Source organism: Pseudomonas sp. MF6776 (assembly GCF_016613125.1).
GTDB lineage: Bacteria > Pseudomonadota > Gammaproteobacteria > Pseudomonadales > Pseudomonadaceae > Aquipseudomonas > Aquipseudomonas iridis.
On sequence record NZ_JAENSQ010000007.1, the window covers coordinates 56,500 to 82,107 of the forward strand.

Genomic DNA, 25,608 nt, shown 5'->3' on the forward strand with positions numbered 1-25,608 from the left:
TCGCTTGTAAAACCCCAAGCTGAATCTGGAGAAACACCATGACTGCTACTACCCGCACCCTGTCCGCCACCGCACTGGTTCTGGCCCTTGGCTCCGCGCTGAGCATCGCTAGCGTTTCGACCGCTCAAGCTGCCGACACCAAAATGGAAAAATGCTTCGGCGTGGCATTGAAAGGCAAGAACGATTGCGCTGCGGGCGCTGGTACCACTTGTGCCGGCACCTCGAAAATGGATTACCAGGCCAACGCCTGGAAACTCGTTCCGGAAGGCACCTGCGCCACCACCGAGAGCAAAACCTCGCCGACCGGCTTCGGTCAGATGACCGAGTTCAAAGCCAAGTCCTGATCTGCCGCCTGCCTGAGTGACGATCATGTTCACACCCCACGACCATGCCCTCCCCCGCACTCAGGCAGCCTGCGCAGCGCTCCCGCCCCGTGCCGGGCTGGGGCTCAAGACCGGGCACTTTCGCGAAGTGCTCGGTTCGCAGCCGGACATCGGCTTTTTCGAAGTTCACGCCGAAAACTACATGGTTGCCGGCGGTCCGTTTCATCATTTTCTCGGTTTGATTCGCGAGCAATATCCGTTATCGCTGCACGGTGTCGGACTGTCCATCGGCGCTGAAGGGCCACTGGATGTTCAGCATTTGCAGCGTCTCGGCGAGTTGATCGAACGCTATCAACCGCAATCCTTTTCCGAACATCTGGCATGGTCGAGCCACGGCCCGGTGTTCCTCAATGACCTGTTGCCACTGGCGTATGACGAGCCGACGCTGAAACGTGTTTGCGAGCATATCGACCAAGTGCAGAACACCCTCAAACGCCCCATGCTGCTGGAGAATCCGGCGACGTATCTGGCCTTCCGGCATTCGACCATCGACGAAGCAGATTTCATTGCTGAAGTGATCCTTCGCAGCGGCTGCGGTTTGCTGCTCGACGTCAACAACGTCTACGTGTCGTGCGTGAATCATCAGCGCGATCCCCTGGCCTACCTCGATGCGTTGCCGTTGCACGCGGTCGGCGAAATTCATCTGGCCGGTTTTGCCGAAGATTCCGACAGCCTCGGCGACCGCTTGCTGATCGACGATCACGGCGCGCCCATTGATCCAGCGGTCTGGGATTTGTATCGCCAAGTGCTGGAACGTATTGGCCCGGTGGCGACGCTGATCGAGCGTGACAATCAGGTGCCGCCGTTCAACGTGTTGCTGGCCGAAGCGCAGCAGGCCGATGAGTTATTGCAGCGTGTGAGGCGTTCGTCATGAGCACTCACGCCGCTTTCTGCGCCGCGCTGCTCAACCCTGGATCGCCCTGCCCCGAAGGTTTGTGCAGTGCCAACGGCGCCGATCCTGAGAGCCGTTTCGCGGTGTATCGCAACAATGTGCAGAGTTCATTGATCAACGCGTTGGCGGACAGTTGCCCGGTGGTCATGCAATTGGTTGGCGAGGCATTCTTTCGCGCCATGGCAGCCATTTTCGTCCGGGGCCAGCCGCCGCGAAGTCCGTTGATGAGCCGTTACGGCGAAGATTTTGCGGATTTCATAGCCGCGTTTGAACCAGCCTGCAGCGTGCCCTATCTGGCCGACATCGCGCGCCTGGAACACTTGCGCACCCGCGCCTACCACGCCGCCGATGCCGAGCCAGTGCGCCCGGAACAGATCACCGCGGCCCTGAACGCCCCGCAGGTATTGAGCGAGCTGCGTTTCGAACTGCATCCGTCCTTGCACCTGCTTGATTCAGCCTATGCCGTGGTTGCGATCTGGGCGGCGCACCAGCAGGAGGCAACACTCGCCGGCATCGACATCAGCCGTGAACAGCACGCTCTGGTACTGCGCAACGGCCTGGAGGTTGAAGTGTTTGCGCTCGAGCCCGGCGCCAGCACGTTCATTCGCCATTTGATCGAAGGCCAGCCACTGCTGGCGGCGGCAGAAAACAGTCCGCCATTCGATCTGGCCCAAACCCTCGGTCTGCTGATCGCGCACAACGCCATCACTCATCTGAAACTCAAGGAACAGCCATGAATAACCTGATCATCCGCGCCATCGCGCTGCTGGAAAAAATCCCCCACAGCCTGATCGCTTTTCTTGCACGCTTCTCGATTGCGGCGGTGTTCTGGAAATCCGGGCAAACCAAGGTCGAAGGCCTGGCCATCGATCTGATCGACGGCACCTTTCAATTGGGCTGGCCACACTTGGCCGGCTCGACGATTCCGCTGTTCGAAAGCGAGTACCACGTGCCGCTGCTTTCGCCCGAAATGGCCGCGCACATGGCCGCGTTTGCCGAGCATTTCTTTCCTGTTCTGATCCTGCTCGGTTTCGCTACACGCTTTTCGGCGTTGGCGCTGCTGGGCATGACCCTGACCATTCAGTTGTTTGTGTACCCGGATGCATACCCGACCCACGGCACCTGGGCGGCGGTGTTGCTTTACTTGATGGCAACCGGGCCGGGCAAGCTCTCGATCGATCACCTGATCGCCCGCCGATTCGCAAGCTGAGCAATTGCGTGTGGGAGCGAGCCTGCTCGCGAATACGATTTCACATTCAGCAAATGTGTTGCGCCATGTACGGCTTTCGCGAGCAGGCTCGCTCCCACGGAATTAGCGCTGAAGGCGGTCGAGCGCCTCGCCGCTGCGCTTGAACCAGCCGATCAAATAATCTGCCAATACCTGCGTGCGTTTAGGCAACCCGCCTTGATACGGGTGCACCAGATACATCGGCATGCGCCGGGTCTGGTAGTCGCGCAGGAGCCAGCGCAATCGCCCGTCAGCCAATTCTTCCTGCAGCAGGTACGACGGCAACCGGGCGATGCCGGCGCCGGTGAGAGCGGCTTTCTTCAGCAAATTGTAATGGTTGCTGGCGAACGGCCCCGACACCCGCACGCGCAGTAATTCGTGTTGCTGGTGGTACAACCATTCCTCGCGACCGCTGTAATGGCTGTTGAGCAAACAGCGGTGTTCGGCCAGCGCCTGCGGCGTCATTGGCTCGCCGAAGCGCTCGAGATAGTCAGGACTGGCACACGTCATTTCCTGCCAGGCCAGCAGCGGTTTGGCCACCAGCCGTTGGTCATTGGCGACTTCGCTACGAATCGCCAGGTCAAATCCATCCCGCGAAAGATCGCGATAGCTGTTGTTCAGTTCCAGCTCGATCTGCACTTCGGGGTATTGCTGCGAGAAATCCAGTAGCAGACCGTCGAAGAAGGTTTCCCCCAGCGAAACCGGAACCGTCATACGCACCGGGCCGGCCATGTCGTCCTTCAACCGCGCCAATGCCTGACGTGCCCTTTCCACTTGGGCTACAAGTGCCTGCGCCTGTGGCAACAATGCCGCACCGGCAGCGGTCAGGCTCAAACGTCGGGTCGTACGCTGTAGCAAGACCACGGAAAACCGCGCTTCCAGCTGACTGATGCGCTTGGACAACTGGCCTTTGCTGCAACCCAGTTGCTGCGCTGCCAAGGTGAAACTGCCAGCCTCGATCAACACGGCAAACGCGGCCAGATCATCCATTTCGCTCACGGATTGTTTCCATTTGAAAACCAAAGGTTGCCCATTAGCGCGTTTATCCGCAGGAAAAACCACTCTAGATTGAAACCTCGTTCAATCACTTGAGGCACAGCACGATGAAAATTCTGTTGATAGGCGCTGGCGGCACCATCGGTTCGGCCGTGGATAAAGAATTGTCGCAACGCCACGAGGTCATTCGTATCGGTCGTACCAGCGGTGACTATCACGTCGATATCAGCGACAGCGCGTCGATCCGCAAGCTCTTCGAGCAGACCGGCAAGTTCGATGCACTGATCTGCGCCGCCGGCAACGTGACATTCGCCCCGCTGGGAGAAATGAGTGAAGACAGCTTCGCACTCGGCCTCAAAGACAAACTGATGGGTCAGGTCAATCTGCTGTTGATCGGCCGTGAATTCGCCAATGACGGCGCCTCGTTCACATTCACCACTGGGGTGCTCAGCCACGATCCGATCCGCAGTGGCGCCTCGGCTGCACTGGTCAACGGTGCGCTGGACAGCTTCGTCCGTGCCGCCGCCATCGAACTGCCGCGCGGTTTGCGAGTGAACTCGATCAGCCCGAACGTTTTGCTGGAAGCGATGGGTAAATACGCACCGTATTTCCGTGGCTACAAGCCCGTTCCTGCGGCGGATGTGGCGTTGGCCTACGCCAAAAGTGTCGAAGGCTTGCAGACAGGCCAGACATTTCACGTCGGTTGATGAGACTTAGTTGATCAGGGTCGGCAAAAGTCTTTTGGCCACGGGGCGTTCTATCGATATCCGGAACCTCTCCCTCAAAACGGAATGCACCGTTGCCGTGGTGACCGGCAGGCCATTGATCGATACGGTCAATGGCTGCCCCATCGCTGCAAGGCTCACTTGTTGAGCGCGCTTCGCCGCTTCGGCCGTCAGGGTGACTGATAATTCGACGTGGTCCGGGTTGGCCCCGTCTTGATCCTCAAGCAGTATTTGCAGCCGTTTGAAGTCTGCAGAAGAGGTAAATTGGAGGTCGGCTGCCTGGCCAGCGCCGGCTCCCGCCATCATCAGCAGCAACATCATGGTTTTCCATTGCATCCAAATCTCCTTCGCCACCGCTCCTCGACAGCGCATCACTATGCAATGGCGCTGGAGGCCACTCAATAGCGTTTACACAAACCTTGTGATCGGCGGCTGGCCTCAGTAACGTGGCGGCACTTGTCTGGAGAGTCGAAGATGCGTGTTGCCCGTTCGTTAGTCCTTGTTGCCCTGTTGCCGTTGTTCGCCGCGTGCCAGTTGTTCGATGGCCAGCGTGAAAGTGCCTCCCATGTGGGGCAGACACGGATGCAGGGGCAACTGACCGCTGCCGACGGCAAACTGGTGTTCCAGCCGTGTCAGGATCAGCGTCAATACGTGGTCAACGACATCGGCGGCACCAGCGTCCTGCAAGAGGCCGCTACCCTCGCCGATGAACAAGGCAAGCTGTTCGCCGACGTGCGCGGCAAGGTCGCCGGCGACCGACTCGATCTGACTCAGTTGTATCGCGTCGAGCGCTCGGGCACGGCTTGCGATGACCCCAATTTCAAGCTGTTGATCCTGCGTGCTGCCGGCCATGGCCCGGAATGGAACGTCAAGGTCAGCGGCAAAGGCATGGTCATCGACCGCGACGGTCAGCCACCACTCGCCGTACCTTATGTTGAAGAACAACTGGGCGATGGCCGCTTCAATCTGAGCAGTGAAGCCAACAATCAGCGCATCGAATTGTGGGTCGCACCGCAGCGCTGCGTCGACAGCAGCACTGGCAGCGTGCAGCACATGAGCGCCGAGTTGCGCATCGATGGCCAGGTGCAGCGCGGCTGCGGGTATTTCGGCGGATCGCGTAACGACTGAGTGTTTTAGCCTCACCGGATCCGGCCTTTGCGGCTTATAATCCCGGCCTTCAAACGCCCTGGCGCAGTTGTGCGCCCCGCGAACCCGGATCCTCGCCATGTTACGAATCACTGAACTCAAGCTGCCAATCGACCATCCCGAAGAAGACCTGCGCGTTGCCATCGTGCAGCGTCTGGGCATCGCCAGCGATGACTTGCTCGATTTCACCTTGTTCAAGCGCAGCTACGACGCGCGCAAAAAGTCCTCCGAACTGTGCTTCATCTACACCATCGACCTCAACGTAAGCGACGAGGCCAAGGTGTTGGGCAAGTTCGCCGACGACCGTAACGTCAACGTGGCGCCGGATGTCAGCTACAAATTCGTCGGCCAGGCGCCGAGTGACCTGAACCAGCGCCCGATCGTGGTCGGTTTCGGCCCCTGCGGAATCTTCGCCGGCCTGCTGCTGGCGCAAATGGGCTTCAAGCCGATCGTTCTGGAACGCGGCACCGAAGTGCGCCAGCGCACCAAGGACACCTGGGGCCTGTGGCGTAAAAGTGTGCTTAACCCTGAGTCCAACGTGCAGTTCGGCGAAGGCGGCGCGGGTACATTCTCCGACGGCAAGCTGTACAGCCAGATCAAGGATCCGAAGTTCCTTGGCCGCAAGGTTCTGCACGAGTTCGTCAAGGCCGGCGCACCGGAAGAAATCCTCTACGTCAGCAAGCCGCACATCGGTACGTTCCGTCTGACCGGCATGGTTGAAAACATGCGCGAGCAGATCCGCGAACTGGGTGGCGAAGTACGCTTCCAGGAGCGCGTCAGCGACGTGTTCATCGAAGACGGACAATTGGTCGGTGTGCAACTGGCCAGCGGCGAAACCCTGCACTCCAGACATGTGGTTCTGGCCCTCGGCCACAGCGCCCGCGACACGTTCCGCATGCTCCACAGCCGTGGCGTGTTCATGGAAGCCAAGCCGTTCTCGGTAGGCTTCCGTATTGAACATCCGCAATCGCTGATCGACCGTGCGCGTCTGGGCAAATACGCCGGCCACCCGAAACTCGGCGCCGCCGACTACAAACTGGTGCACCACGCCAAGAACGGCCGCTCGGTCTACAGCTTCTGCATGTGCCCAGGCGGCACCGTGGTGGCGGCGACTTCCGAGCCCAACCGGGTCGTCACCAACGGCATGAGCCAATATTCGCGTAACGAGCGCAATGCCAACTCCGGCATCGTTGTCGGCATCACCCCGGAAGTCGATTATCCGGGCGGCCCGCTGGCCGGGATCGAGTTGCAGGAACGCCTGGAATCCCATGCGTTCATCCTTGGCGGCAGCGATTACAAGGCTCCGGCGCAACTGGTCGGCGATTTCATCAACGACATTCCTTCGACCGAACTGGGTGAAGTCGAACCGTCGTACAAGCCGGGGGTCGCGCTGGGTGATCTGTCGCTGGCTCTGCCGGATTTCGCTATTGAAGCGATCCGCGAAGCCTTGCCGGCGTTCGAGAAGCAGATTCGCGGTTACTCGCTGCACGATGCGGTATTGACCGGGATCGAGACGCGCACCTCGTCGCCACTGCGCATCACGCGCAACGAAACGCTGCAGAGCATGAACGTGAAGGGCTTGTTCCCCGCCGGTGAAGGTGCGGGCTATGCGGGCGGGATTCTGTCGGCGGGCGTGGACGGAATTCGGATTGCCGAGGCTGTGGCTCGGGACATTCTGGGCCTCAAAGCGTAAATCTCAAGATCAAAAGATCGCAGACTTCGGCAGCCCCTACAGGAATGTATTCTCTTGTAGGAGCTGCCGAAGGCTGCGATCTTTTTGCTTTTAAATGTTGGCGCGCAGGACAGAGGTCGGCAGCACCTCACCGCGTTCGGCACTCGCCGCCACTGCCTCGATCAACTCGTCCAGCTCATACCCCTGAGCCTTGAGCCATTGCTGATCGTAGTAGGTGTCGGCATAACGCTCGCCGCCATCGCACAGAATCGCCACGATCGACCCCGACTCCCCCGCCGCTTTCATCTGCTGCGCCGCCATCAGTGCGCCAATCAGATTGGTCCCGCTCGACCCACCGACGTGCCGTCCCAGCCGCTGCGCCAGATAATGCATGGCCGCCAGTGACAAGGCGTCCGGTACCTTGACCATCGCATCGATCACTTTGGGCAGGAAGGAAGCCTCCACCCGTGGCCGACCGATGCCTTCGATCCGCGAACCGCAATCCAGGCGCAGGCTGGCGTCGCCAGTCTGGTAGTAATCGAAGAACACCGAACGTTCGGCGTCCGCACACAACACGCGGGTGCAGTGCTGGCGATAGCGTACGTAACGGCCGAGGGTTGCGGTGGTGCCGCCGGTGCCGGGGCTGGAAATCAGCCAGCTCGGCTCGGGATGCTGCTCGTAGCGCATCTGCTGGAAAATCGATTCGGCGATATTGTTGTTCGCCCGCCAGTCGGTGGCGCGCTCGGCATAGGTGAACTGGTCGATAAAATGGCCGCCGTGCTCGCGAGCCAGGCGTTCGGATTCGGCGTAGATCTGCGTCGGATCTTTCACCAGGTGGCTTTGCCCACCGTAGAAAGCGATCTGGGCAATTTTCTCTTTGGACGTGGTCGCCGGCATCACTGCAATGAACGGCAGACCCAGCATGCGCGCGAAATACGCTTCGGAAATCGCCGTCGAACCGCTGGACGCTTCGATCACCGGCGCACCGGGTTTAAGCCAGCCGTTACACAGTGCATAGAGGAACAATGAGCGGGCCAGGCGATGCTTGAGGCTGCCGGTCGGATGACTGGATTCGTCTTTGAAGTACAACTCGATGCCCGCAAAACCCGGCAACGGCAAGGGAATCAGGTGGGTGTCGGCGCTGCGCTGAAAATCCGCTTCAATGATGCGGATGGCTTCGCGGGCCCACTGTCGGGTGTCGCTCATGGTCAGGGTTCTCGGTCGAATCGGGCAGGAGTTCAGCCTCCTCGAAGGCTCTCCCGCAAGCTTAGAAAAATTCCTGCATCGCGCACAGATACAGCTGCGTCTCAATGTGCCAGGCAACTGCTAGGCTGACCTTGGCTTTACACAAGACGCGTTGTAACGACATATAACAAAAAAGAATATAACTTTTGTTTTAACAACTAACAGTACGGGTTAGGGTGTTCCACCTTTTTGACTTTTCGATGGAGAGCGACCTTGCCTCTGCGTAGTACTTTCACGCGTTTCTTTCAGTTGGAGGCTGCCAGCGGTCTATTGCTGATCGCCGCGGCCATCCTCGCTTTGATTATCAACAACTCACAGCTTTCGTGGCTGTACAGCGGCCTGCTCGACACCCCGGTGGTGGCGCAGGTCGGTGCGTTGAAAATCGCTAAACCCCTGCTGCTGTGGATCAACGACGGCTTGATGGCGCTGTTCTTCCTGCTGATCGGCCTGGAAGTGAAGCGCGAGGTGCTCGACGGCCAGTTATCCAAGCCATCGCAGCTCGTCCTGCCCGGTGCGGCCGCTATTGGCGGCATGCTGGTGCCGGCACTGATCTACTGGTTCCTCAACCGCGACAACCCCGCTGCCCTCGACGGCTGGGCGATCCCGACCGCCACCGACATCGCCTTCGCCCTCGGCGTGCTGGCTCTGCTAGGCAAACGCATACCGGTGTCGTTGAAGCTGTTCCTGATGACCCTGGCAATCATCGATGACCTTGGCGCCATCGTGATCATTGCAATCTTCTACTCAGGCGACCTCTCGACCCTCTCGCTGGGTCTGGCAGCGGCATGCATCGCCGCATTGGTGGCGCTGAACCGCCTCGGCGTGGTCAAGCTTGGCCCATACATGATCATCGGCCTGATCCTGTGGGTGTGCGTACTCAAAAGCGGTGTGCACGCGACATTGGCCGGCGTAACCCTGGCCTTCTGCATTCCGCTGCGCACGAAAAACGCCGAGCCTTCGCCGCTGCTGACCCTCGAACACGCGCTGCATCCTTGGGTCGCCTACGGCATCCTGCCACTGTTCGCCTTCGCCAACGCTGGCCTGTCGCTGAGTGGCGTCACCGTCGAAAGCTTCACCCATCTCGTACCCATGGGCATTGCCGTGGGCCTGTTGGTGGGCAAGACCGTCGGTGTGTTCGGCCTGACCTGGCTGGCCGTGAAGACGGGCATCGCCGCCCTCCCTCAAGGTGCCAATTGGGGTCAGGTGCTGGGAGTCGCGATTCTTTGCGGGATTGGCTTCACCATGAGCCTGTTTGTCGGTTCGCTGGCTTTCGTTCCAGGTGCCAGCGAATACGCAGGCATGGACCGGATGGGCATTCTGACCGGCTCGCTGTTCGCCGCGTTGATTGGTTATGCGGTAACGGCGGCGGCCAGTCGCAAGAGCACGATACAAAGCGCCTGAGACGCACATTTCTACAAAAAGCAGAGCCCCTCCATGCGAAGGGGCTCTGCTCTGAACCCGGCAAGTGTGCTATATCTTTCGTAGAAACCAGTACTTTCTCAACACAGTTATCTGGAGTCAAATATGTCCCGTAAAGCAGAAAAACGCCCAATGACGGACGATCAGATTGCCGTGCAGGAGTCTCGGATTCCAGATATTGCTCTGAAGGCATTCAGCAACGCCTATAAGATGGCTCTTGCCAACGGCGCATCGGTTCTTGTTGCTAAAGATGGCCAGTTGTTTGAAGTAACAGAGAATAGCTCGATTGCTTTGCGCTCAATCGGCACCTATGGAAACCTAAAAAGCGGCACTCGCCTGCACATCAATAAATCTTCAAAACGGGTTACTTTTTGAGCACACCAAGAATACGGATATTTGCAGGCCCGAACGGATCAGGAAAAAGCACCTTCAATCGCCTCGTTCCCGCACATTTACTGGGCAATTACATAAATCCTGATGACATTGAACGCTCAATAAAAGACACCGGGTTTTTTGACTTCACCTCCTATCGTATCGAAGCTCATAAAGAAGCTATCTTTGACTTTTTACGTGAGCATCCCCTACTTCAGAAATTCCCGCACTCGCTAGCAAAGCTCGATTCCCTCAAGATTGATGGTGAACGCCTAAGCTTTTCAAATACTGAAATCGACTCCTACGTCGCATCAGCGCTTTCCGATTTCATACGTAGATCATTGATCAAAGAACGCATTAGTTTTACGTTCGAAACCGTTATGTCCTCCTCGGACAAAGTCAGCCTGCTCGCCGAAGCCCATCAGTCCGGTTACAGGGTGTACGTTTATTACGTCGCTACCGCCGATCCTCAGATCAACATTGCCAGGGTTGCCTATCGTGTATCCCAAGGCGGGCACAGCGTTCCTCCGGACAAAATAGAAGCACGTTACTGGAGATCTCTTGAGCTTCTGTCTGAAGCCATCCTGACATCCAACAGAGCGTACATTTTTGACAACTCGGACGAAGGTAGTGAAGGATTGACGCAAATAGCGGAGATCACTGATGGCGAGCTTATTGAAATCAAATCAGACATCCAGCCCCCTTGGTTCAAAGAATTCGTGCTCGATAAATTGATTTAGTCGAACAATCCCTACCTCTTTAGCGACTCGTCCTACAGCCACAACTTTCCTGCTTCGTTAACGTCATGCAGCCCTTTCCAAGGGGCTGTCGATGGATGAACGAAAGGACGATCAGTGGCTCGCAACAAGGACATTCCCCGGGTTTCCAACCCACCCGCGGGCGACGGCCATCACGTCACTTACCGCTACATGACGGCCAGCGAACTCGCTGAACGCGACGCTCGTCAAAACGCTTATGACGCCATGTTGGCGCGGCAGGATGCTTTTGAGCGTAGCCGTGAAGTTGCCGCCAAAAAGCCTGAGCCCATCCGCGCCGGCTGCGTATTTGCCAAGTCCTGCAAGTTGCCGGACGCAATCATTGATTACTCCAATCCTTCGGGGATGGTGCCGACCGATAGTTTGAAAGACTACGGCGACCTGATTCTGCTCGGTGCTCGCGAGGCTGATGAGACCGGTGGATTTCATCTCAAGAAAATCGGTGCAACTGCCATCCCGGCAGGGTTTGGCAGTTTTGCATTGGCGGGTTCGGCTTTCGAAACACTGCCCGCGATTGTGTCCAGCGCAGTCATTACGCCATTGGTGGGCCTGGTAGCGCTGTTCATGCCATCGAGCCTTGGCGACAGCGCGCTGTATACCGATGAGCAATTGCGCGGACTTCAGCAGGCGCGAACTCGTGTTCGGTTGAGCGTCGAGCAACAGGCTGATGGAAGTTTGAAGGGCTACGGCTTCTACACCGGCAAGAACCGCGACTGGGAAATGGTCGATGTCGTGCAGTTCACCGCGCGCGGCGACCGGTTCGTCGCCGATCTGGGTGAAGGCACCGAACTGTTCTGGACGCCTGCTGTGGATGGCTCAGACATCCTCGGTATTCCAGCGCTTGAGGCTGCACCGCAAGCACCGCATATCTGGGTTTATCCACCGACGAAAGCGGCAGAGGGGATTCTGGTGAATCCGGTTTATCCGCCGGAGTACAGGGATTTCATTCTGGTGTTTCCGGTGGGGTCGGGTGTCAAACCGCTCTACATCGTAATCAACGAGGCGCGTAAAGGTTTAGCGACCGCGGGACATAGCTATCATCAACCTCCGAAAACAGAAGAAATCACCGCGTTCCCCGGTCTGAAGACCGCCAAAAAAATGAATCCGGTACAAGGTGGTGGAGGACTTCGAAAACGATGGACAGATTCAAAGGGCAAGAGAATTTACGAATGGGACTCAATGCACGGTGAACTGGAAGAATATCGTGCAAGTGATGGAGCCCATTTGGGAGCGTTTGACCCTGTGACAGGGGAACGACGAGAAGATCCCAAGCCTGAAAGAAGCATCCGAAAAAAATATTTGTGAGGTAATGATGGGACTGAAAATAGTTTTGGAGTGGTACGACAAGAGAACCGCCATTGGGCAAGGCGAGGAATTGTCCAAGGATTTAGGCGACGATGAGTCCGTACTAAATGCATTGGGGATCCCAGTGGAAAACAATATCAACAATGGAGGATTCAATGTCCTAGGACACTGGGTCGACATTATTCAGCCTTTTTTTCAGCACCCTATCGCCATGGACATATACGACTATCAAATTGCTTTTGAGTACAGCGACAACTGGTAGTACTGCACATGATCTACATCATTGAGGCCTTCGACAAAACGACTGACCTTCTCGTATTCGAGGAAAAACTTCCGTGCGGACATGATGAAAAAATAAAACTCATCATGGGTTGGACGTAAGAACAATGGGGATGGGAAGGCTACGATCTTGAAGTGCATCAGTTTGAGGCGTTGGAAAAATTACTCGCCAAAAAAGTTCATGACCATCAGTGCTTTTTCCAGCTGACGTGTAACGTGAGCACCCGGTAAATATATAAAAACCCCGACCAGTCACCTGATCGGGGTTTTCTTTTACCGCTTGCTCTCGCTTAGTGCGAAACGCGGCTAGTCCCGCCAACAGTCGAAATCCGTACCCGCTCGCCAACACGGAACACTTCATTCTCCTGAACCTGCTGCACATAGGCGCGCATGCTGCCGTCGTCTTCACGAACGGTGATTTCCACGCCTTGAGTACGGGTCAGGCCTTCTTCGGTTGCGGAACCGAGCAGACCACCCGCCACCGCACCGATGACAGCAGCAACGATACTGCCCTTGCCGCCGCCGATAGCGCTGCCACCAACACCGCCGACCACAGCGCCTGCAGCGCCGCCAATCGGGGTCTTGGTGCCTTCGATTTTGACCGGACGCAGGGATTCGATGGTGCCCATGCGAATCGTCTGCACGCGACGCGCTTCGTCACGGGAGTAGGAGTCACCGGTCAGGCTCGATTGGCAACCGGTAAGCAACATCGCCATCGTGGAAAAGGAAGCAACCAGCAGAACAGACTTACGCATAGCATCAACTCCAAAAGAACATCTATTCATTAAACTCCGCAGCTTGACGTCTGTCACGACGCAGTGCGGATAAATTGGCTTTCATTCAGGCGAGGTACAGACGCCTGTGCTCTTCCCTCAGAATCCCAACCTTAGCGCCAAATGACCGATCCTGCGCCACCGCCCCGAGGATTTTCATGGATTACTTCATCATCGTCGTTACCACCGTCGCCGGTCTGTACTTCCACGGGTGGTTGTACTTGCGGATCAAACGCTGGATGGACCGCGACCTCGCGCTGTCACTGGCCGGCAAGGATGAAGGCAAACGTGCCTTCATGCTCGATCAGTTGGCCCGCGCTCAGGCGCTGAAGATCAAGCGCAGAGACCTGCCGATGTGGCTGGAGGCCGCAGCGGCAGGCTATCTCGCTCGGTAGACTGCTTAAGGTGCCAGACGTTCAAGAATCCAGTCGGCGCCTTGCGAACGGTAGTTGAGGCGATCGTGCAGTCGGCTCGCACGGCCCTGCCAGAACTCGATGCGCTCGGGCAGCAAGCGGTAACCGCCCCAGTGTTCCGGGCAATCCGGCTGGGTATCGCTGAAGCGCTGCTCGGTGGCCTTGAGCAAATCTTCCAGCTCCCCTCGCCCGTTGATCACCCGGCTCTGCGGCGACGCCCAGGCACCGAGACGGCTGCCCAATGGACGCACTTGATAATACGCATCGGACTCTGCAGGCGTGACTTTCACCACCCGCCCTTCGATGCGCACCTGACGCTCAAGGGTCGGCCAGAAGAAGGTCATGGCCGCAAACGGATTCGCTGCCAGATGCTGACCCTTGGCACTTTCGTAGTTGGTGAAGAAGGTGAAACCCTGCTCGTCCAGGCCCTTGAGCAACAGAATGCGGCAATGCGGACGCCCGTCCGCATCTACTGTGGCCACGGTCATGGCGTTGGCTTCAACCGGCGCCTGCTCGGTTTTCACCGCATCGGCAAACCACTGGTGGAACAGCGCAAACGGCTCGGCCGGGGCTTGCGCCTCGGTCAGGCCATCACGGGTGTAATCACGACGCATATCTGCCAGAGCCTGGGTCATGGCGCATTCCTTTTCGTTAGCGGATCACTTCTTGGCGGCATCGGTGGCGGCGACTTTCTTGTCGGTCGCCGCGGCTTTGGCTGGAGCAGTCTTCTTCGCTGGAGCTTTGGCTGGAGCCTTTTTCGCCGGAGCCTTGGCGGCAGCTTTCTTGGCCGGGGCCTTTTTGGCGGCTGGTACAGCAGCTTTCTTCGCGGCCGGGGCTGGCGTCACCGGTTTGGCCACTGGCTTGACGTCTTGTGCAGCAACCAGGGTCACTGGCTTCGGCGCCGGCATGTTGTATTTGCTGAGCAACGCAACCATGGTGTTTTGCGGGGTCACCAGCAGTTCAACACGACGGTTCAACGCACGGCCTTCAACGCTGTCGTTGGCCGCACGTGGCGCTTCAGAGCCCATGCCGCGCAGCATCAGACGATCACGCTGCAAACCGCTGAGGCGGAAAATCGCTGCAATGGCCTGGGCACGTTCCTGACTCAGTTTGACGTTGGCTGGAGCAGCACCGCTGGTGTCGCTGTGACCAAGTACAAGCACGGCAGTTTTCGGGTCGGCCTCGAGGATTTTCGCCACACGGGTGAACGGGCCGAGGGTGACTGGCAGCAACATCGCCGGGCGATCCGGGTTGAACGAACCTTCGACCGGCGCGGTGACCACCAGCACGTTTTCGCGGCGCTCGAGTTGCAGATTGCTGTCCTTGATGGCGGTGCGCAAACGCGGCTCGTAATCGTCGAGCCAGGCCTGGGTGACTTTCGGATCCGGCATCGGCACCGCTTTGGTCACAGGCTGATCCTTGCCGCCGAACGGCCACCACCATTTTCCACCTGCGTCAGCTTCAGCCTTGGCGACGGAGACCGGTTTCTTGGCTTCAGGTGCTACTTCGGCCTTGATGTCAGCTTTGGCAGCGGCATCATCGGAGCCGAACGGCCAGTACCAGGGATTGCTGCTTTCAGCCTTGGCAACCGGCGCGGTGGCGGCAGGTTTCAGCGGCGCCGGAGCTGGAGTCGGTGCAGGCTCATTGGCCGCCACTTTGTCGGAAGAACCGAACGGCCACCAGGTGCCGCCGTCCGCGTCGTTTTTAGGAGTCTGTGCACAGCCGGTGATCGCAACACACAGGGCCAGGGCGAGAGTCGTTTTAGCTGACATTGAAAATCCACAAAATGAAGTAATGAAAAATCAGAGCACTTTCGCCCGGATAAACAGACGCTTTGAATCGAAAAACCTTTCGAGGTTCCGGCCCTGGAACCTCGGGTGATACTTTACAGACAAGTGGCTAGCACCCGCGCGAGCTTCTGCGCACGCGGATCCATCAAGACGTACGGTCCAAGCGTATTTGTCACAAAACCAAACGCGACATCGTGCTCCGGGTCAGCAAAACCGATAGAGCCGCCCGCGCCCGGATGACCAAAAGCCCCTGGGCCGAGGCCGTAGGTGGCATTGGGCACGTCCGGTTGATCGAGCATGCAGCCCAGACCAAAACGGGTGCGGGTCAACAGGGTCTTGTCTTCGCCGAGGCTATGCTCGCGGGTCAATTCCTGCAGCATGTCGCTTTCGAGCAGGCTGCCATCAAGCAGTCCCGCGTAGAACCCGGCCAGACTGCGCGCATTGCCGTGGCCATTAGCCGCCGGTTGCTGCATGCGGCGCCATTCCGGTTTGTTGGTGCTGGTGAGCACCGACGGCGGATTGGTGAAAGCGCGGGTGGTCATGGCAGTGGGTTCACGCATCGTCGTTTGCAGCAGACGCTGAGCAGCGGCGTCGCCAGCATTACCCTTGCCGCGAGCGATATGCGCCACGCGATAAAACTCTTCATCCGCCAGACCGACATGGAAATCCAGACCCAATGGCTTGGCGACACGGGCGACGATCGATTCACCCGGCCCGCGGCCGTCGGCACGACGGAGCAATTCGCCGACCAGCCAACCGTACGTGATCGCGGCGTAACCGTGACCGGTGCCCGGCGTCCACCACGGCGCTTCAGCCGCAAGGGCGTCCACCATGGTTTGCCATTCATAAAGCGCTTCGGGCGCGAGCAGTTCGCGCAGGGCCGGCAGACCTGCCTGATGACAAAGCAATTGACGCAGCGTGACGGATTCTTTGCCGGCGGCGGCGAATTCCGGCCAGTAGCGCGCGACCGGAACATCCAGTTGCAGTTTGCCTTCGGCAACCAGTTGCAACGCGGTGACGGCCGTGAAGGTTTTCGTGCAGGAGAACAGGTTGGCGATGGTGTCGCTGTGCCAGGCTTCGGCGCCATCCTTATCGGCAGTACCGGCCCAGAGATCGACGACGGTTTCTCCGCCGACCTGAATGCACAAGGCTGCGCCGCGTTCCTGGGGATCGTCGAACAGTGCGGCGAAAGCCTCGCGCACCGCTTCAAACTGAAGCTCGTAATGTCCCTGAATCTGCACCCGCAACTCCCCCGCGAAAACGCTCTACAAAGTGGCCCGCATTGTTCCAGCCCTTGAGGGATTTGGGAACAGCTGTGGGCTCGGTGGTCATCTCTAACCGAAGATCAAAAGATCGCAGCCTGCGGCAGCTCCTACAGAGAACGCAATCTCATGTAGGAGCTGCCGAAGGCTGCGATCCTGGCTACCTGAAACTCAGTGACCATTGCCGGAATGCCCACCCGAGTGGCCCGCACCCGGACCTTTAGCCGCCTCACCCTTGCGGCCGCCTTCAGCTTCATGAGCCGCCGCAGCCGGCGGTTTCGCGGCCTCTTTGCCCATCTGATCGACAGCCTGCAAATTGCCCTTGCGTACCGCGTCAACAAATCCTTGATACGGCAGATCCGTCACACCGACCAGGCCGAAGTGCCCGTTCTCGCCGTCCAGCAGACGCCCGGTCACGGGTTGATCGAGAAACTGGAACCAGTGAACCCCGACAATCGACGGCTCGTTCAGCGCCTGTTTGAGGAAGTTGGCGTACGCCGCGCCGCGCTCCTCTTCCTTGGCCAGTTGCGTCACGCCGCCCCAGAACGGGCCGCGATCGGTCGAGCCAAAGTTGAACTCGGTGATCAATACCGGTTTGTCCAAAGCGCCCAGCGCGGCAAAGTCGTAACCGTCCTGCGGCTTGAGGGTATACATGTTAAAGCTCAGTACATCGCAATACTGCGCGCACGACGCCACTGCTTCCGGAGTACTGACGGCGAAACGACCGCCGAGCAGCAGTTGATTCGGTGCATGCCATTTCAGCGAGTCGGAGATGGTCTTGAAATAAGTGTCAGCAAAGACTTTCTGGAAATATTTGAAATCGGCTTCGATTTCCGGATGCTCCGGGTTCGGCATGGGCGGCACGAAACCCGGATCTTCCATCAACTCCCACGCCGGCAGATCGATACCCCATGCCTTCGACAGCCCCGCCTGATTGCGGTACTTGTCGCGCAACTGCTTGAGGAACGCGCGTTTGGCCGGTACGTCGGTGGTCATTTTCAACGTGCCGTAAGCCAGCGCGTAACGCGATTGCGCATCGTCACCGGGACCGGCCCACGCCAGTTCGTTGTCGGCGAAATAGCCGATCAGCCACGGATCGTCGCGATGATCGCGGGCCGCGATGGCCACGGCACGCTCGGTCGCCATGGCGAAACGCGGGTCGAACGGATCGGGCATCGCGCCCCACCAGTCGTTGCCGGTGCTGATGCTGGTGTAATCGCCGACGATCGACAGCGGCAAGGTGTATGGCACGCGCTCGGCATCGACCACGGCGTCTGCACTCCAGTTGCCGAGGGTGTTGAAACCCCAGGCCTGAAGACGATCAAGGGTATGACTGGCCCACTTCTGCTCATCGACCGTGGCAGTACACGGCGTGGCAGCGGGCGGTTGAGCCGCTGGCGCAACCGATTCCGCTTTGGCCGCCTCAGCGACGCCAGCCTTGGGCTCCTCAGAGGTGGCAATCGGTTCTGCGGCATTGACGGCGGTTTCCTCAGCCGCGCCAGCCTTGGCCGCTTCGGACACCCCGGCCTTGACGTCGCTGTCGGGTTTGCACGGTTCGCCATTCAAGCGCTGCAGATTGGCGCCATAGAAGTCATACCAGCGCCCGTTGCCGTAGCCTCGGCCCTGATCGGCGCCGTTGCCGCCACGGTTATCGCCTTCGCCGAAATGGCTGGCGAGAGGTTCACCGGGTTTTGGCAGGGATTCGAACATCCACTCGCGCCCGGCCACGTAGGTCTGATTGACCTCGGGGCTGACGGTGTTGACGCCGAGGGAGTAGAACGGATGCCCTTCAGGCGTCACCAGGTACCAGCGGCCGTCACGTTTTTCGGTGCGGAAAAAACCACTGGCCTTGAACGCAGGACCTTTGCTCCAGCCCCCGAACTTGTCCAGTGAGGACTTTTCACGCTCGGCAAGCCAGGTTTTCAGCTGCTGCTGTTCCTTGGCGGCGGCGGATTTGAGTTGTTCGTCACTGGAGACTTTTTCCGGCCATTTGCTGCGGGTCGATTGGCCGTAAGCGTCGACCAGATTGCCGTACACCGCTTGCGTGATCCCCTCGCCGTCCTGCACACCAAAGCGCTCAAGCAGCAGGCTTTGGGCAACTTTCGGCTGTTCCATCGACAGGCTCACCGATACCACTTGGCTGCGATCAATCTCACCGCTGCTGCTGGCCAGCAGAATGCGCTGGCCATCTACGGTCATCGGCATCGGTGGCCCGGCCTTCATGCCCTGGCTCAGTGGCGAACTTGCCACCAACGGCACCAGCAAGGTTTGCGCCGGGCCGGCCGGCAGATCGACGCGACTGGTCAGCGTCTGGCCGTTGTTGCTTTGAATCTGCACGTAGACCGTCACGGCCCAGTTCATCGCGCTCTGAATGCGCAGGCTCATCATCCCGGACTGCGACCAGTCCCATGCGCCGGTTTGCGGGGTCAGACGCAACGTAGGACGTGCCACCGCGTTGAAAGTCACCCGGCGCAGCACTTCACCTTCAGCGGTTTGCTCGGCGTTGGCTTGCGGCAGGTCGGCGTTTTCCGTGGCGATTTTCACCACGTCGGCGGGACGGACAAAGTTGAACAGAGTCTGCTGGCCAGCAGGCGCCGCCAGCAACGGGGCAGCAAAGATCAAGGCAAATACGGCAGGCAACGAACGGCGGATCATAAGAACGGAGTTCTCCCTAACGACCAAATGGCCAATGGAAAAGCGATGGTAGAGAGATAGACAACGCGGCGGGCAAAACTGCCCACCGATGTCTCAGGATATTTCACGACGGAAAGGAGGCAACGCATTGAGGATCGCCTTGCCGTAGCGCTGGGTGACCAGCCGCCGATCGAGCAAGGTGATGGTGCCGCGGTCTTCTTCGGTACGCAGCAGACGACCGCAGGCCTGAACCAGCTTCAGCGAGGCATCGGGCACCGAGATTTCCATGAACGGATTGCCGCCCCGGGCTTCGATCCACTCCGCCAGTGCCGCCTCGACCGGATCGTCCGGCACCGAGAACGGGATCTTGGCGATCACCACGTGCTCGCAATACGCGCCCGGCAAGTCGACGCCCTCGGCAAAACTGGCCAGACCGAACAGCACGCTGGAATCGCCGCCATCGACCCGCGCCTTGTGCTTGTTCAGGGTTTCCTGTTTCGACAGGTTGCCTTGAATGAACACTTGCTTGCGCCAGTCACGGTCCAGACCATCGAACACGTCCTGCATCTGTTTGCGCGAAGAAAACAGCACCAGCGTGCCGCGTGAGCCTTCGACCAGGTCCGGCAAATCACGGATGATCGCCGCCGTGTGGGCGGGAGCATCGCGTGGGTCGGCCTTCAGATCCGGCACCCGCAACACGCCGGCATCGGCGTGATGGAACGGGCTCGGCACCACGGCGGTGACGGCTTTCTTCGGCAGACCGGCGCGCATGCGGAAGCGGTCGAACGTGCCGAGGGCAGTCAGGGTTGCGGAGGTGACCAGGCAACCATAGGCGACATTCCACAGGCTGCGGCGCAAGGTTTCAGCGGCGAGAATCGGGCTGGCGTTGACCTCGATATCAAACAGCGAACCGCTTTCGGCCAAGGTCAGCCAGCGCGCCATGGGCGGGCTGTCTTCCGGGTCTTCGGCGGTGAACGCGGTCCAGAGTTCCCAATTGCCGGACGCCCGCGACAACAGGCTGCCGAACAGTGGATACCATTCTTCGGCCTGATTGCTGGCGATGCCGATGTTGACCTCGCCATCCATGCCTTCCTTGAGCAGGTCGGTCAGGCGCGTGAACAGGTCATTGAGGCGGGAGAAACCTTTTTTCAGCTCGATGCCCATTTCACGCATGTGCTCGGGAATGACCCCGGCGACAAAGCGATGGCGCGGCCGCTCACGGCCTTCGACGTCTTCGCCGGGTTTGAAATCGGCAACTTGCTCGCAGGCGCTGAACATGAACTGCTGCTGGGCCTTGATCTCACGCGCCAGCTCCGGCACTTGCTCGATCAGTTTGCCAAGATCGCCCGGCAACGGGTGTTGGGCCAACAGCTTGGTGAGGTTCTTGGCGGTGGTTTCCAGCCAGTCGGCGGTGGAACGCAAACGCGTGTAATGGGCGAAATGGCCGATAGCCTTGTCCGGCAGGTGATGGCCTTCGTCGAATACGTAGATGGTGTCGCGGGGGTCCGGCAGCACAGCGCCGCCGCCCAATGCCAGGTCAGCCAGGACCATGTCGTGGTTGGTGACGATGACATCGACTTTGCCCATACCTTCGCGCGCCTTGTAAAAGGCGCACTGGCCGAAGTTCGGGCAATGGCGGTTGGTGCATTGGCTGTGGTCGGTGGTCAGTCGCGCCCAATCGGCGTCTTCGAGCGCGGTCGACCAGCTGTCGCGGTCGCCGTCCCATTTATTGCCGGCGAGCTTCTCGATCATGCTGGTGAACAGCTTCTGACTGGCCTCATCGACCTCGATCTTGAAGCCTTCTTCTTCGAACAGCTGAGCGGTGGCGGTTTGCGCGTGGCCTTCCTGCAGCAGCATGTCGAGTTTGGACAGACACATGTAGCGACCACGGCCCTTGGCCAGCGCAAAGCTGAAATTCAGCCCGCTGTTGCGCATCAGGTCAGGCAAGTCCTTGTAGACGATCTGCTCTTGCAGGGCCACGGTCGCGGTGGCGATCACCAGGCGTTTGCCGGCAGCTTTCGCTGTCGGAATCGCCGCCAGGCTGTAGGCCACGGTTTTGCCGGTACCGGTGCCGGCTTCCACCGCGACAATCGCGGGGTCGCCACTGCGCCGGCCTTCGTCGTCGGTGTCGATATCCCCGAGGACTTTGGCGATTTCAGCGATCATCAGGCGCTGGCCGTAACGCGGCTTGAGGCTCTTGGCCTCTAGAAAACGCGAATAGGCGCCCTGGATCGTGGTTTTGAGTTCAGTGCTGATCATTGAGTGTCGGGCGCAAAAACGCTGGATAAATTTTCAGTGGTTCGGTTCGGCGGCTATCATACCCCGCGAATCGTTATCGCGCAGAACGGAGTACCTCAATGACACCTTTTAGCCTCGTTTATCCCCTGCATGTGCTGGCCGCTTTAGTGTGGGTCGGCGGTATGTTTTTCGCCTGGATAGTCTTGCGCCCCGCGGCTATGAAGGCTCTGGACGGCCCCAATCGGCTGACGCTGTGGGTAGAAGTATTTCAAGGTTTTTTCCGCTGGGTCTGGGTCGCGGTGATCCTGTTGCCAATCAGCGGCGTGGGTATGCTCCATCTGCAGCAAGTCGGGTTCGAGACCGCACCGAAATACGTGCAGGTGATGATGGGTTTGTATGTGGTGATGACCGCGCTGTTTATCCGGATTCAGGGGCTGATGCTGCCGGAGTTGCGCAAAGCGGTTGAGGCGAAGGACTGGCCGGCGGGTGCGGCGGTGCTGGGGCGGATTCGGCGGGTGGTGGGACTTAATCTGATTGTCGGGTTGGTGCTGGTGGCGATTGCGGCGGCTCGGCCGATGTTCTGAAGTACGGACGCTGAAGATCAAAAGCCCCTCACCCCAGCCCTCCCCCAAGGAGAGGGCTGGGGTGAGGGAGAGCTTCTACAGGCGCTGCACAGTCACCGCACCCGCCGCACCCACAGGCCCCGGCTGACCATCAGCCCCCGCCTTGCCGCTCTTGCCGCCATCGGCGCGGTACACCAGGCAGCCCTTGGACTTGCCGCCTTTCCCAGCCTTGCCGCCAACACCCGCCGGGCCACCGGCGCCGCCAGCCACATTGACCTTGATCAGCTCGACCGGAAATTCGCGCGGTACTTCAAGCCGTACCAGCGCACCCGGTGCACCTGGCTGGCCATCGCTGCCGTCACTGCCATCCGCACCGTGCCCGGCCGAGCCATAGGTGCAGCCCGGATCTTCACCGTTGCCACCATCAAGACCGACAAACCCCGGCGCGCCCGTGCCACCGCGCGCATCAACTTGCAGCTGCGGTGCGCTCAATGCCTTGAATTGCAAATTCAGATTGCGCCCTGCGCGGGCAGCTTTTTCATAAGTGCCCGGGGCACCGCGAGCGGTGATCCGGCTGCCTTCGCTCAGTTCTGCGCGATTGACTTTCATGTCCAGCGCCTGCTCACCCGGAACGATAGCGATCCGTGCTTCATGGCCGAGGCGCAACTCAACGACACTCAACTCAGTCACATTGGCGGGAATCAGCAAAGTGCCGTAATCGGCCACTTCCAGTTTTTCAAGTTGCAAGGTGCCGGCGGTGTTGGGCAGGCGCATCAGGGAATTGGTTTCGACGCTGACCACCTGGGCACAGGCCAATGGGCTGATAAATGCAGCGAGCAGACAAAGTTTACGCATGGGAAGAAGCCTCCGGAGCGGCCGGGGCCGGGATGGTTTGCAGGTGGAATACGCCGAACAACAGGATGCGGGCACGATCACGCCAAGGGTGCGGACGCCCCTTGAGACTGCGATTACACAGCAGCATTTCGAGCACATGGATCAGCAACAGCAGACCGCCGGCCAGATTGACCAACAGGTGCAGCGGATGTACGAACGGCACCAGCTGATTAGCCAGCACCACGCAGCAGAACAGCAGGGTCAATAATCGCCCCAGCCCCCAAAACACTTTCATACGCTCCCCCGTGTTGCGAATTATTCTTTGGGCGCACAGTAACGGCTTCTGCGGGGGATAAGCCAGAGGCAAAAATGAAAAATCATTATGCAGCCGCCAAATGGCTGCCGGATCGACACTAATCGCCGTCCGACAGCTCTAGCTTGCGGACTACAGACCCATCCTAACGATTGATATGTAACTCCACGCGACGGTTTTGCGCGCGGCCCTCGTCCGTTGCGTTGTCAGCCACTGGCTCACTCTCGCCACGCCCTTCACTGGTGAGTTTGTTGGGTGCAAGCCCCTGACTCAGCAGGTAAGCCGCCACACTGCTGGCGCGCCGTTCCGACAATGCCTGGTTATACGCATCCGAACCTTTGCTGTCGGTATGACCGATCACCTTGATGCTCACCACATCGGCGTTGCGCAGTTTGTCCATCAGGGTATCGAGCTGGGCTGTCGCTGCCGGGGTCAGGTCGGACTTGTCGAATGCGAACAACACATCGCCGGCATCGCTCAAGGTGACGACTTCGGTTTGCGGCGCCGGTTCGACCGGTTTTTCAACGACCGGATACTGCGGCATCGGGCAGCCACGGTGATCGACTGGCGTGTTGGCCGGGGTATCCGGGCAACGGTCGCGACGGTCGAACACGCCGTCGTCGTCTTCATCGCCGTCCTGGGCGTAACAGATCAGTCCGCCGGTCAAAATCCCCAGCGCTGCGCCGCCACCGGCCCAGCCAGCGCTTTCAATAGCGCCGAGCCCGCCGCCGACCAGCCCGCCAAGAAGGCTGCAGACCGGCCACGTACGTTGATTGAGGGGTGCAGTGCCATCGCTGTGAGTGGCGCAACCGGTAAGCAAACTGCCAAGCAGCAGCACCGGCAAGACAGACCTTGAGAAAACAGTCATTGTGAAAGCTCCTGTGTCACCGGCCCATACCGGTTACACAGGAGTAAAGACCCGCATCCGCGACTGCACAAGCCGCGGATGCAAGAGGACTAACGGTTGATTTTGATTTCAGTACGACGGTTCTGAGCACGACCGTCAGCGGTTTTGTTATCCGCAACTGGCTGGCTTTCACCGGCACCGGTCACCGAAACGAAGCTGCCCTGCGGTATGCCGCTCTCGACCAGGTACTTGACCACCGAGTGTGCACGACGATCCGACAGTTTCTGGTTATAGGCATCGCTGCCCACGCTGTCGGTGTGACCGGTGACGGTCAGTTGCGCAGTCGAGGATTCCTGTTTCAGGCGCGTGGCGACCTTGTCGAGCACCATTTTGTCAGCGCCGGTCAGCGTGGCTTTGTCGAACTGGAAGTGAACATCGCGGATGACGATGGTTTCTTCCTTGACCACTACGGCTTCTTCAACCACTGGCGCCGGGACTGGTGGAGGGCAACCATCTGCATCGACCTGCACACCTTTAGGCGTGCCCGGGCACTTGTCGCGGCTGTCCGGCACACCATCGCCGTCTTCGTCGCCATCACCGTGCACCCAGCAATAGGCCGCCGCCATACCACCGACGATCAGTGCGCCGCCGCCCGCCCAAGAGGCGCTCTCGGTCGCGCCGAGACCGGCACCGACGACACCACCGACCGCCGCACAGGTCGGCCAGTCGGTTTTCTGCAAACCTGCGCAACCAGTCAACACACTGGTTAGCAGAACCAAGGGTAATGCTGTCCGAACTATGCTCATCTAGTTTTCTCCTGAGGGATCGGCTTGAAACCGATTCAGGGAGTAAAGACCGGAGTTTTAATCTCCGCCAGCAATAGACGGCTGCTGTTTGCCACCGTGTTCACAGGACTTCGGCGCTTTGGCTGGAAACCTGCGAGACAGGGCTCTTTGCTGCCGCAGTCAGGCAGGCTAGTCTTGGCGGTCTGATTGAGGAGCTTCGATGAACGCCGCCATTTCTTCCCGCACGCCCCAACAGGCGTTAGCCGCTTTGCTGGATCGCTATGCCCCGGCGCGTTTGCTGCTGATCGGCGCCAGTGAGTTTCCGGCATTGGCCGCTTTTAAAGCAGCCCACCCGGACACCTGCGTGGCCCATGCGGCCCCGGGAGCCTTGCCTGCTGAACTGGCGGCGCGGCGTTTCGATCTGGCCCTTGTAGTCGATTGCCTGGAGCATTTGCCCAAGCGCGACGGCCTGAATCTGCTGGGTGGCATTCGTAATCTCAACGCCAGTCGCATTGCGGTGCTGGCGGATCTGTCGGCCAGTGGCTGGCAGGAAACCGATTTCTATTCGCTGGCGCTGCAAGCCAGTGAGCGCTTTGCCCGCGACGAGCAGGTTCTGACTCTGTTCACTTATGATCTGCTTGACTACAAACAAGTCCCCGACTGGCTCAACTCACGGTTCTGGGCCAATCCGGAAAACTTCGGGAAATACTGGTGGTAA

Annotated in this window: 29 protein-coding genes; 16 read left to right on the forward strand and 13 right to left on the reverse strand. The window is 59.2% G+C overall.

What is annotated here, in order from left to right:
• Nucleotides 1-38 precede the first annotated feature (38 nt).
• The 4 genes from JJD74_RS10325 to JJD74_RS10340 are packed head-to-tail and all read left to right on the forward strand — an operon-like array spanning nt 39 to nt 2,485.
• On the forward strand, nt 39-344 hold the full coding sequence (locus JJD74_RS10325; RefSeq protein ID WP_042557987.1) for a BufA1 family periplasmic bufferin-type metallophore: 306 nt from the start codon (nt 39-41) through the stop codon (nt 342-344).
• 25 nt (nt 345-369) lie between these two features.
• Nucleotides 370-1,257, forward strand: coding sequence for an MNIO family bufferin maturase (gene bufB, locus JJD74_RS10330; RefSeq protein ID WP_200613441.1), 888 nt, complete (start codon nt 370-372; stop codon nt 1,255-1,257).
• Nucleotides 1,254-2,012 (forward strand): HvfC/BufC N-terminal domain-containing protein, encoded by a 759-nt coding sequence (locus JJD74_RS10335; RefSeq protein ID WP_200613444.1) that lies wholly within the window; start codon nt 1,254-1,256, stop codon nt 2,010-2,012. The genes bufB and JJD74_RS10335 overlap by 4 nt, the downstream gene beginning before the upstream one ends.
• Complete coding sequence (locus JJD74_RS10340; protein ID WP_200613447.1) at nt 2,009-2,485, forward strand: DoxX family protein; 477 nt, start codon at nt 2,009-2,011, stop codon at nt 2,483-2,485. The genes JJD74_RS10335 and JJD74_RS10340 overlap by 4 nt, the downstream gene beginning before the upstream one ends.
• A 102-nt stretch (nt 2,486-2,587) precedes the next feature.
• Here JJD74_RS10340 and JJD74_RS10345 read toward each other — a convergent pair whose 3' ends face one another.
• Nucleotides 2,588-3,502: a LysR family transcriptional regulator gene (locus JJD74_RS10345; protein WP_115146443.1), complete on the reverse strand. Its 915-nt coding sequence runs from the start codon at nt 3,500-3,502 to the stop codon at nt 2,588-2,590.
• Between the two features lie 104 nt (nt 3,503-3,606).
• Between JJD74_RS10345 and JJD74_RS10350 the strand changes: the two genes are divergently transcribed.
• Complete coding sequence (locus JJD74_RS10350) at nt 3,607-4,206, forward strand: short chain dehydrogenase (protein ID WP_200613450.1); 600 nt, start codon at nt 3,607-3,609, stop codon at nt 4,204-4,206.
• Between the two features lie 6 nt (nt 4,207-4,212).
• Here JJD74_RS10350 and JJD74_RS10355 read toward each other — a convergent pair whose 3' ends face one another.
• Complete coding sequence (locus JJD74_RS10355; protein WP_042557981.1) at nt 4,213-4,560, reverse strand: hypothetical protein; 348 nt, start codon at nt 4,558-4,560, stop codon at nt 4,213-4,215.
• Nucleotides 4,561-4,698: 138 nt separating this feature from the next.
• Here JJD74_RS10355 and JJD74_RS10360 point away from each other — a divergent pair, with 138 nt between their 5' ends.
• Both JJD74_RS10360 and JJD74_RS10365 read left to right on the forward strand, forming a co-directional pair.
• Nucleotides 4,699-5,352: a COG3650 family protein gene (locus JJD74_RS10360; RefSeq protein ID WP_042557980.1), complete on the forward strand. Its 654-nt coding sequence runs from the start codon at nt 4,699-4,701 to the stop codon at nt 5,350-5,352.
• Nucleotides 5,353-5,449: 97 nt separating this feature from the next.
• Nucleotides 5,450-7,063, forward strand: a complete 1,614-nt coding sequence (locus JJD74_RS10365) for an NAD(P)/FAD-dependent oxidoreductase (protein ID WP_200613453.1) — start codon at nt 5,450-5,452, stop codon at nt 7,061-7,063.
• Nucleotides 7,064-7,153: 90 nt separating this feature from the next.
• On the opposite strand, the gene JJD74_RS10370 is transcribed toward JJD74_RS10365, so the two are convergent.
• Nucleotides 7,154-8,248 (reverse strand): PLP-dependent cysteine synthase family protein, encoded by a 1,095-nt coding sequence (locus JJD74_RS10370; RefSeq protein WP_442793281.1) that lies wholly within the window; start codon nt 8,246-8,248, stop codon nt 7,154-7,156.
• Between the two features lie 252 nt (nt 8,249-8,500).
• Here JJD74_RS10370 and nhaA point away from each other — a divergent pair, with 252 nt between their 5' ends.
• The 6 genes from nhaA (at nt 8,501) to JJD74_RS31400 (ending at nt 12,540) form a co-directional block, all read left to right on the forward strand.
• Nucleotides 8,501-9,688 (forward strand): Na+/H+ antiporter NhaA, encoded by a 1,188-nt coding sequence (nhaA, locus tag JJD74_RS10375; protein ID WP_200613457.1) that lies wholly within the window; start codon nt 8,501-8,503, stop codon nt 9,686-9,688.
• Between the two features lie 123 nt (nt 9,689-9,811).
• Entirely contained in the window at nt 9,812-10,081 is a 270-nt protein-coding gene (locus JJD74_RS10380; RefSeq protein ID WP_042557976.1) for a hypothetical protein, read from the forward strand.
• Nucleotides 10,078-10,818: a zeta toxin family protein gene (locus tag JJD74_RS10385; RefSeq protein WP_200613460.1), complete on the forward strand. Its 741-nt coding sequence runs from the start codon at nt 10,078-10,080 to the stop codon at nt 10,816-10,818. Before JJD74_RS10380 ends, JJD74_RS10385 begins: the two co-directional genes overlap by 4 nt.
• 114 nt (nt 10,819-10,932) lie before the next feature.
• Nucleotides 10,933-12,159 carry a colicin E3/pyocin S6 family cytotoxin gene (locus JJD74_RS10390; RefSeq protein ID WP_042557975.1) on the forward strand — a complete coding sequence of 409 codons (1,227 nt, stop codon included), beginning with the start codon at nt 10,933-10,935 and terminating at the stop codon, nt 12,157-12,159.
• Between the two features lie 4 nt (nt 12,160-12,163).
• Nucleotides 12,164-12,421, forward strand: a complete 258-nt coding sequence (locus JJD74_RS10395; protein ID WP_395602003.1) for a colicin E3-like toxin immunity protein — start codon at nt 12,164-12,166, stop codon at nt 12,419-12,421.
• Nucleotides 12,422-12,429: 8 nt separating this feature from the next.
• Nucleotides 12,430-12,540: a DUF7683 domain-containing protein gene (locus JJD74_RS31400; RefSeq protein ID WP_419186955.1), complete on the forward strand. Its 111-nt coding sequence runs from the start codon at nt 12,430-12,432 to the stop codon at nt 12,538-12,540.
• Between the two features lie 188 nt (nt 12,541-12,728).
• Here the strand turns inward: JJD74_RS31400 and JJD74_RS10400 are convergent, their stop codons facing one another.
• On the reverse strand, nt 12,729-13,193 hold the full coding sequence (locus JJD74_RS10400) for a glycine zipper 2TM domain-containing protein (RefSeq protein ID WP_016771369.1): 465 nt from the start codon (nt 13,191-13,193) through the stop codon (nt 12,729-12,731).
• Between the two features lie 176 nt (nt 13,194-13,369).
• Here JJD74_RS10400 and JJD74_RS10405 point away from each other — a divergent pair, with 176 nt between their 5' ends.
• Nucleotides 13,370-13,606, forward strand: a complete 237-nt coding sequence (locus JJD74_RS10405) for a hypothetical protein (protein ID WP_047300016.1) — start codon at nt 13,370-13,372, stop codon at nt 13,604-13,606.
• A 5-nt stretch (nt 13,607-13,611) separates the two neighbouring features.
• On the opposite strand, the gene pdxH is transcribed toward JJD74_RS10405, so the two are convergent.
• The 5 genes from pdxH to dinG all read right to left on the reverse strand — a co-directional run bounded on the left by pdxH (nt 13,612) and on the right by dinG (nt 21,569).
• Nucleotides 13,612-14,259 (reverse strand): pyridoxamine 5'-phosphate oxidase, encoded by a 648-nt coding sequence (pdxH, locus tag JJD74_RS10410; RefSeq protein WP_200613463.1) that lies wholly within the window; start codon nt 14,257-14,259, stop codon nt 13,612-13,614.
• Between the two features lie 24 nt (nt 14,260-14,283).
• Nucleotides 14,284-15,396, reverse strand: a complete 1,113-nt coding sequence (locus JJD74_RS10415; protein WP_200613467.1) for an OmpA family protein — start codon at nt 15,394-15,396, stop codon at nt 14,284-14,286.
• Nucleotides 15,397-15,509: 113 nt separating this feature from the next.
• The gene (locus JJD74_RS10420; protein ID WP_200613471.1) at nt 15,510-16,655 is read right to left on the reverse strand and encodes a serine hydrolase domain-containing protein; all 1,146 of its coding nucleotides are present in this window, start codon (nt 16,653-16,655) and stop codon (nt 15,510-15,512) included.
• Between the two features lie 192 nt (nt 16,656-16,847).
• Nucleotides 16,848-19,331, reverse strand: coding sequence for a beta-galactosidase (locus JJD74_RS10425; RefSeq protein WP_200613474.1), 2,484 nt, complete (start codon nt 19,329-19,331; stop codon nt 16,848-16,850).
• A gap of 93 nt (nt 19,332-19,424) precedes the next feature.
• Nucleotides 19,425-21,569 (reverse strand): ATP-dependent DNA helicase DinG, encoded by a 2,145-nt coding sequence (gene dinG / locus JJD74_RS10430; protein ID WP_042557969.1) that lies wholly within the window; start codon nt 21,567-21,569, stop codon nt 19,425-19,427.
• 98 nt (nt 21,570-21,667) lie between these two features.
• Between dinG and JJD74_RS10435 the strand changes: the two genes are divergently transcribed.
• Nucleotides 21,668-22,132, forward strand: a complete 465-nt coding sequence (locus JJD74_RS10435) for a CopD family protein (RefSeq protein ID WP_047300012.1) — start codon at nt 21,668-21,670, stop codon at nt 22,130-22,132.
• 75 nt (nt 22,133-22,207) lie between these two features.
• Here JJD74_RS10435 and JJD74_RS10440 read toward each other — a convergent pair whose 3' ends face one another.
• The 4 genes from JJD74_RS10440 to JJD74_RS10455 all read right to left on the reverse strand — a co-directional run bounded on the left by JJD74_RS10440 (nt 22,208) and on the right by JJD74_RS10455 (nt 24,911).
• Nucleotides 22,208-22,966: a collagen-like protein gene (locus JJD74_RS10440; RefSeq protein WP_200613477.1), complete on the reverse strand. Its 759-nt coding sequence runs from the start codon at nt 22,964-22,966 to the stop codon at nt 22,208-22,210.
• Nucleotides 22,959-23,240, reverse strand: coding sequence for a DUF1145 domain-containing protein (locus JJD74_RS10445; RefSeq protein ID WP_047300010.1), 282 nt, complete (start codon nt 23,238-23,240; stop codon nt 22,959-22,961). The genes JJD74_RS10440 and JJD74_RS10445 overlap by 8 nt, the downstream gene beginning before the upstream one ends.
• 163 nt (nt 23,241-23,403) lie before the next feature.
• Nucleotides 23,404-24,126, reverse strand: coding sequence for an OmpA family protein (locus JJD74_RS10450; protein WP_200613480.1), 723 nt, complete (start codon nt 24,124-24,126; stop codon nt 23,404-23,406).
• Between the two features lie 89 nt (nt 24,127-24,215).
• Nucleotides 24,216-24,911 carry an OmpA family protein gene (locus tag JJD74_RS10455; protein WP_042557964.1) on the reverse strand — a complete coding sequence of 232 codons (696 nt, stop codon included), beginning with the start codon at nt 24,909-24,911 and terminating at the stop codon, nt 24,216-24,218.
• A 199-nt stretch (nt 24,912-25,110) separates the two neighbouring features.
• On the opposite strand from JJD74_RS10455, the gene JJD74_RS10460 reads away from it, so the two are divergent.
• Complete coding sequence (locus JJD74_RS10460) at nt 25,111-25,608, forward strand: DUF6231 family protein (protein WP_042557963.1); 498 nt, start codon at nt 25,111-25,113, stop codon at nt 25,606-25,608.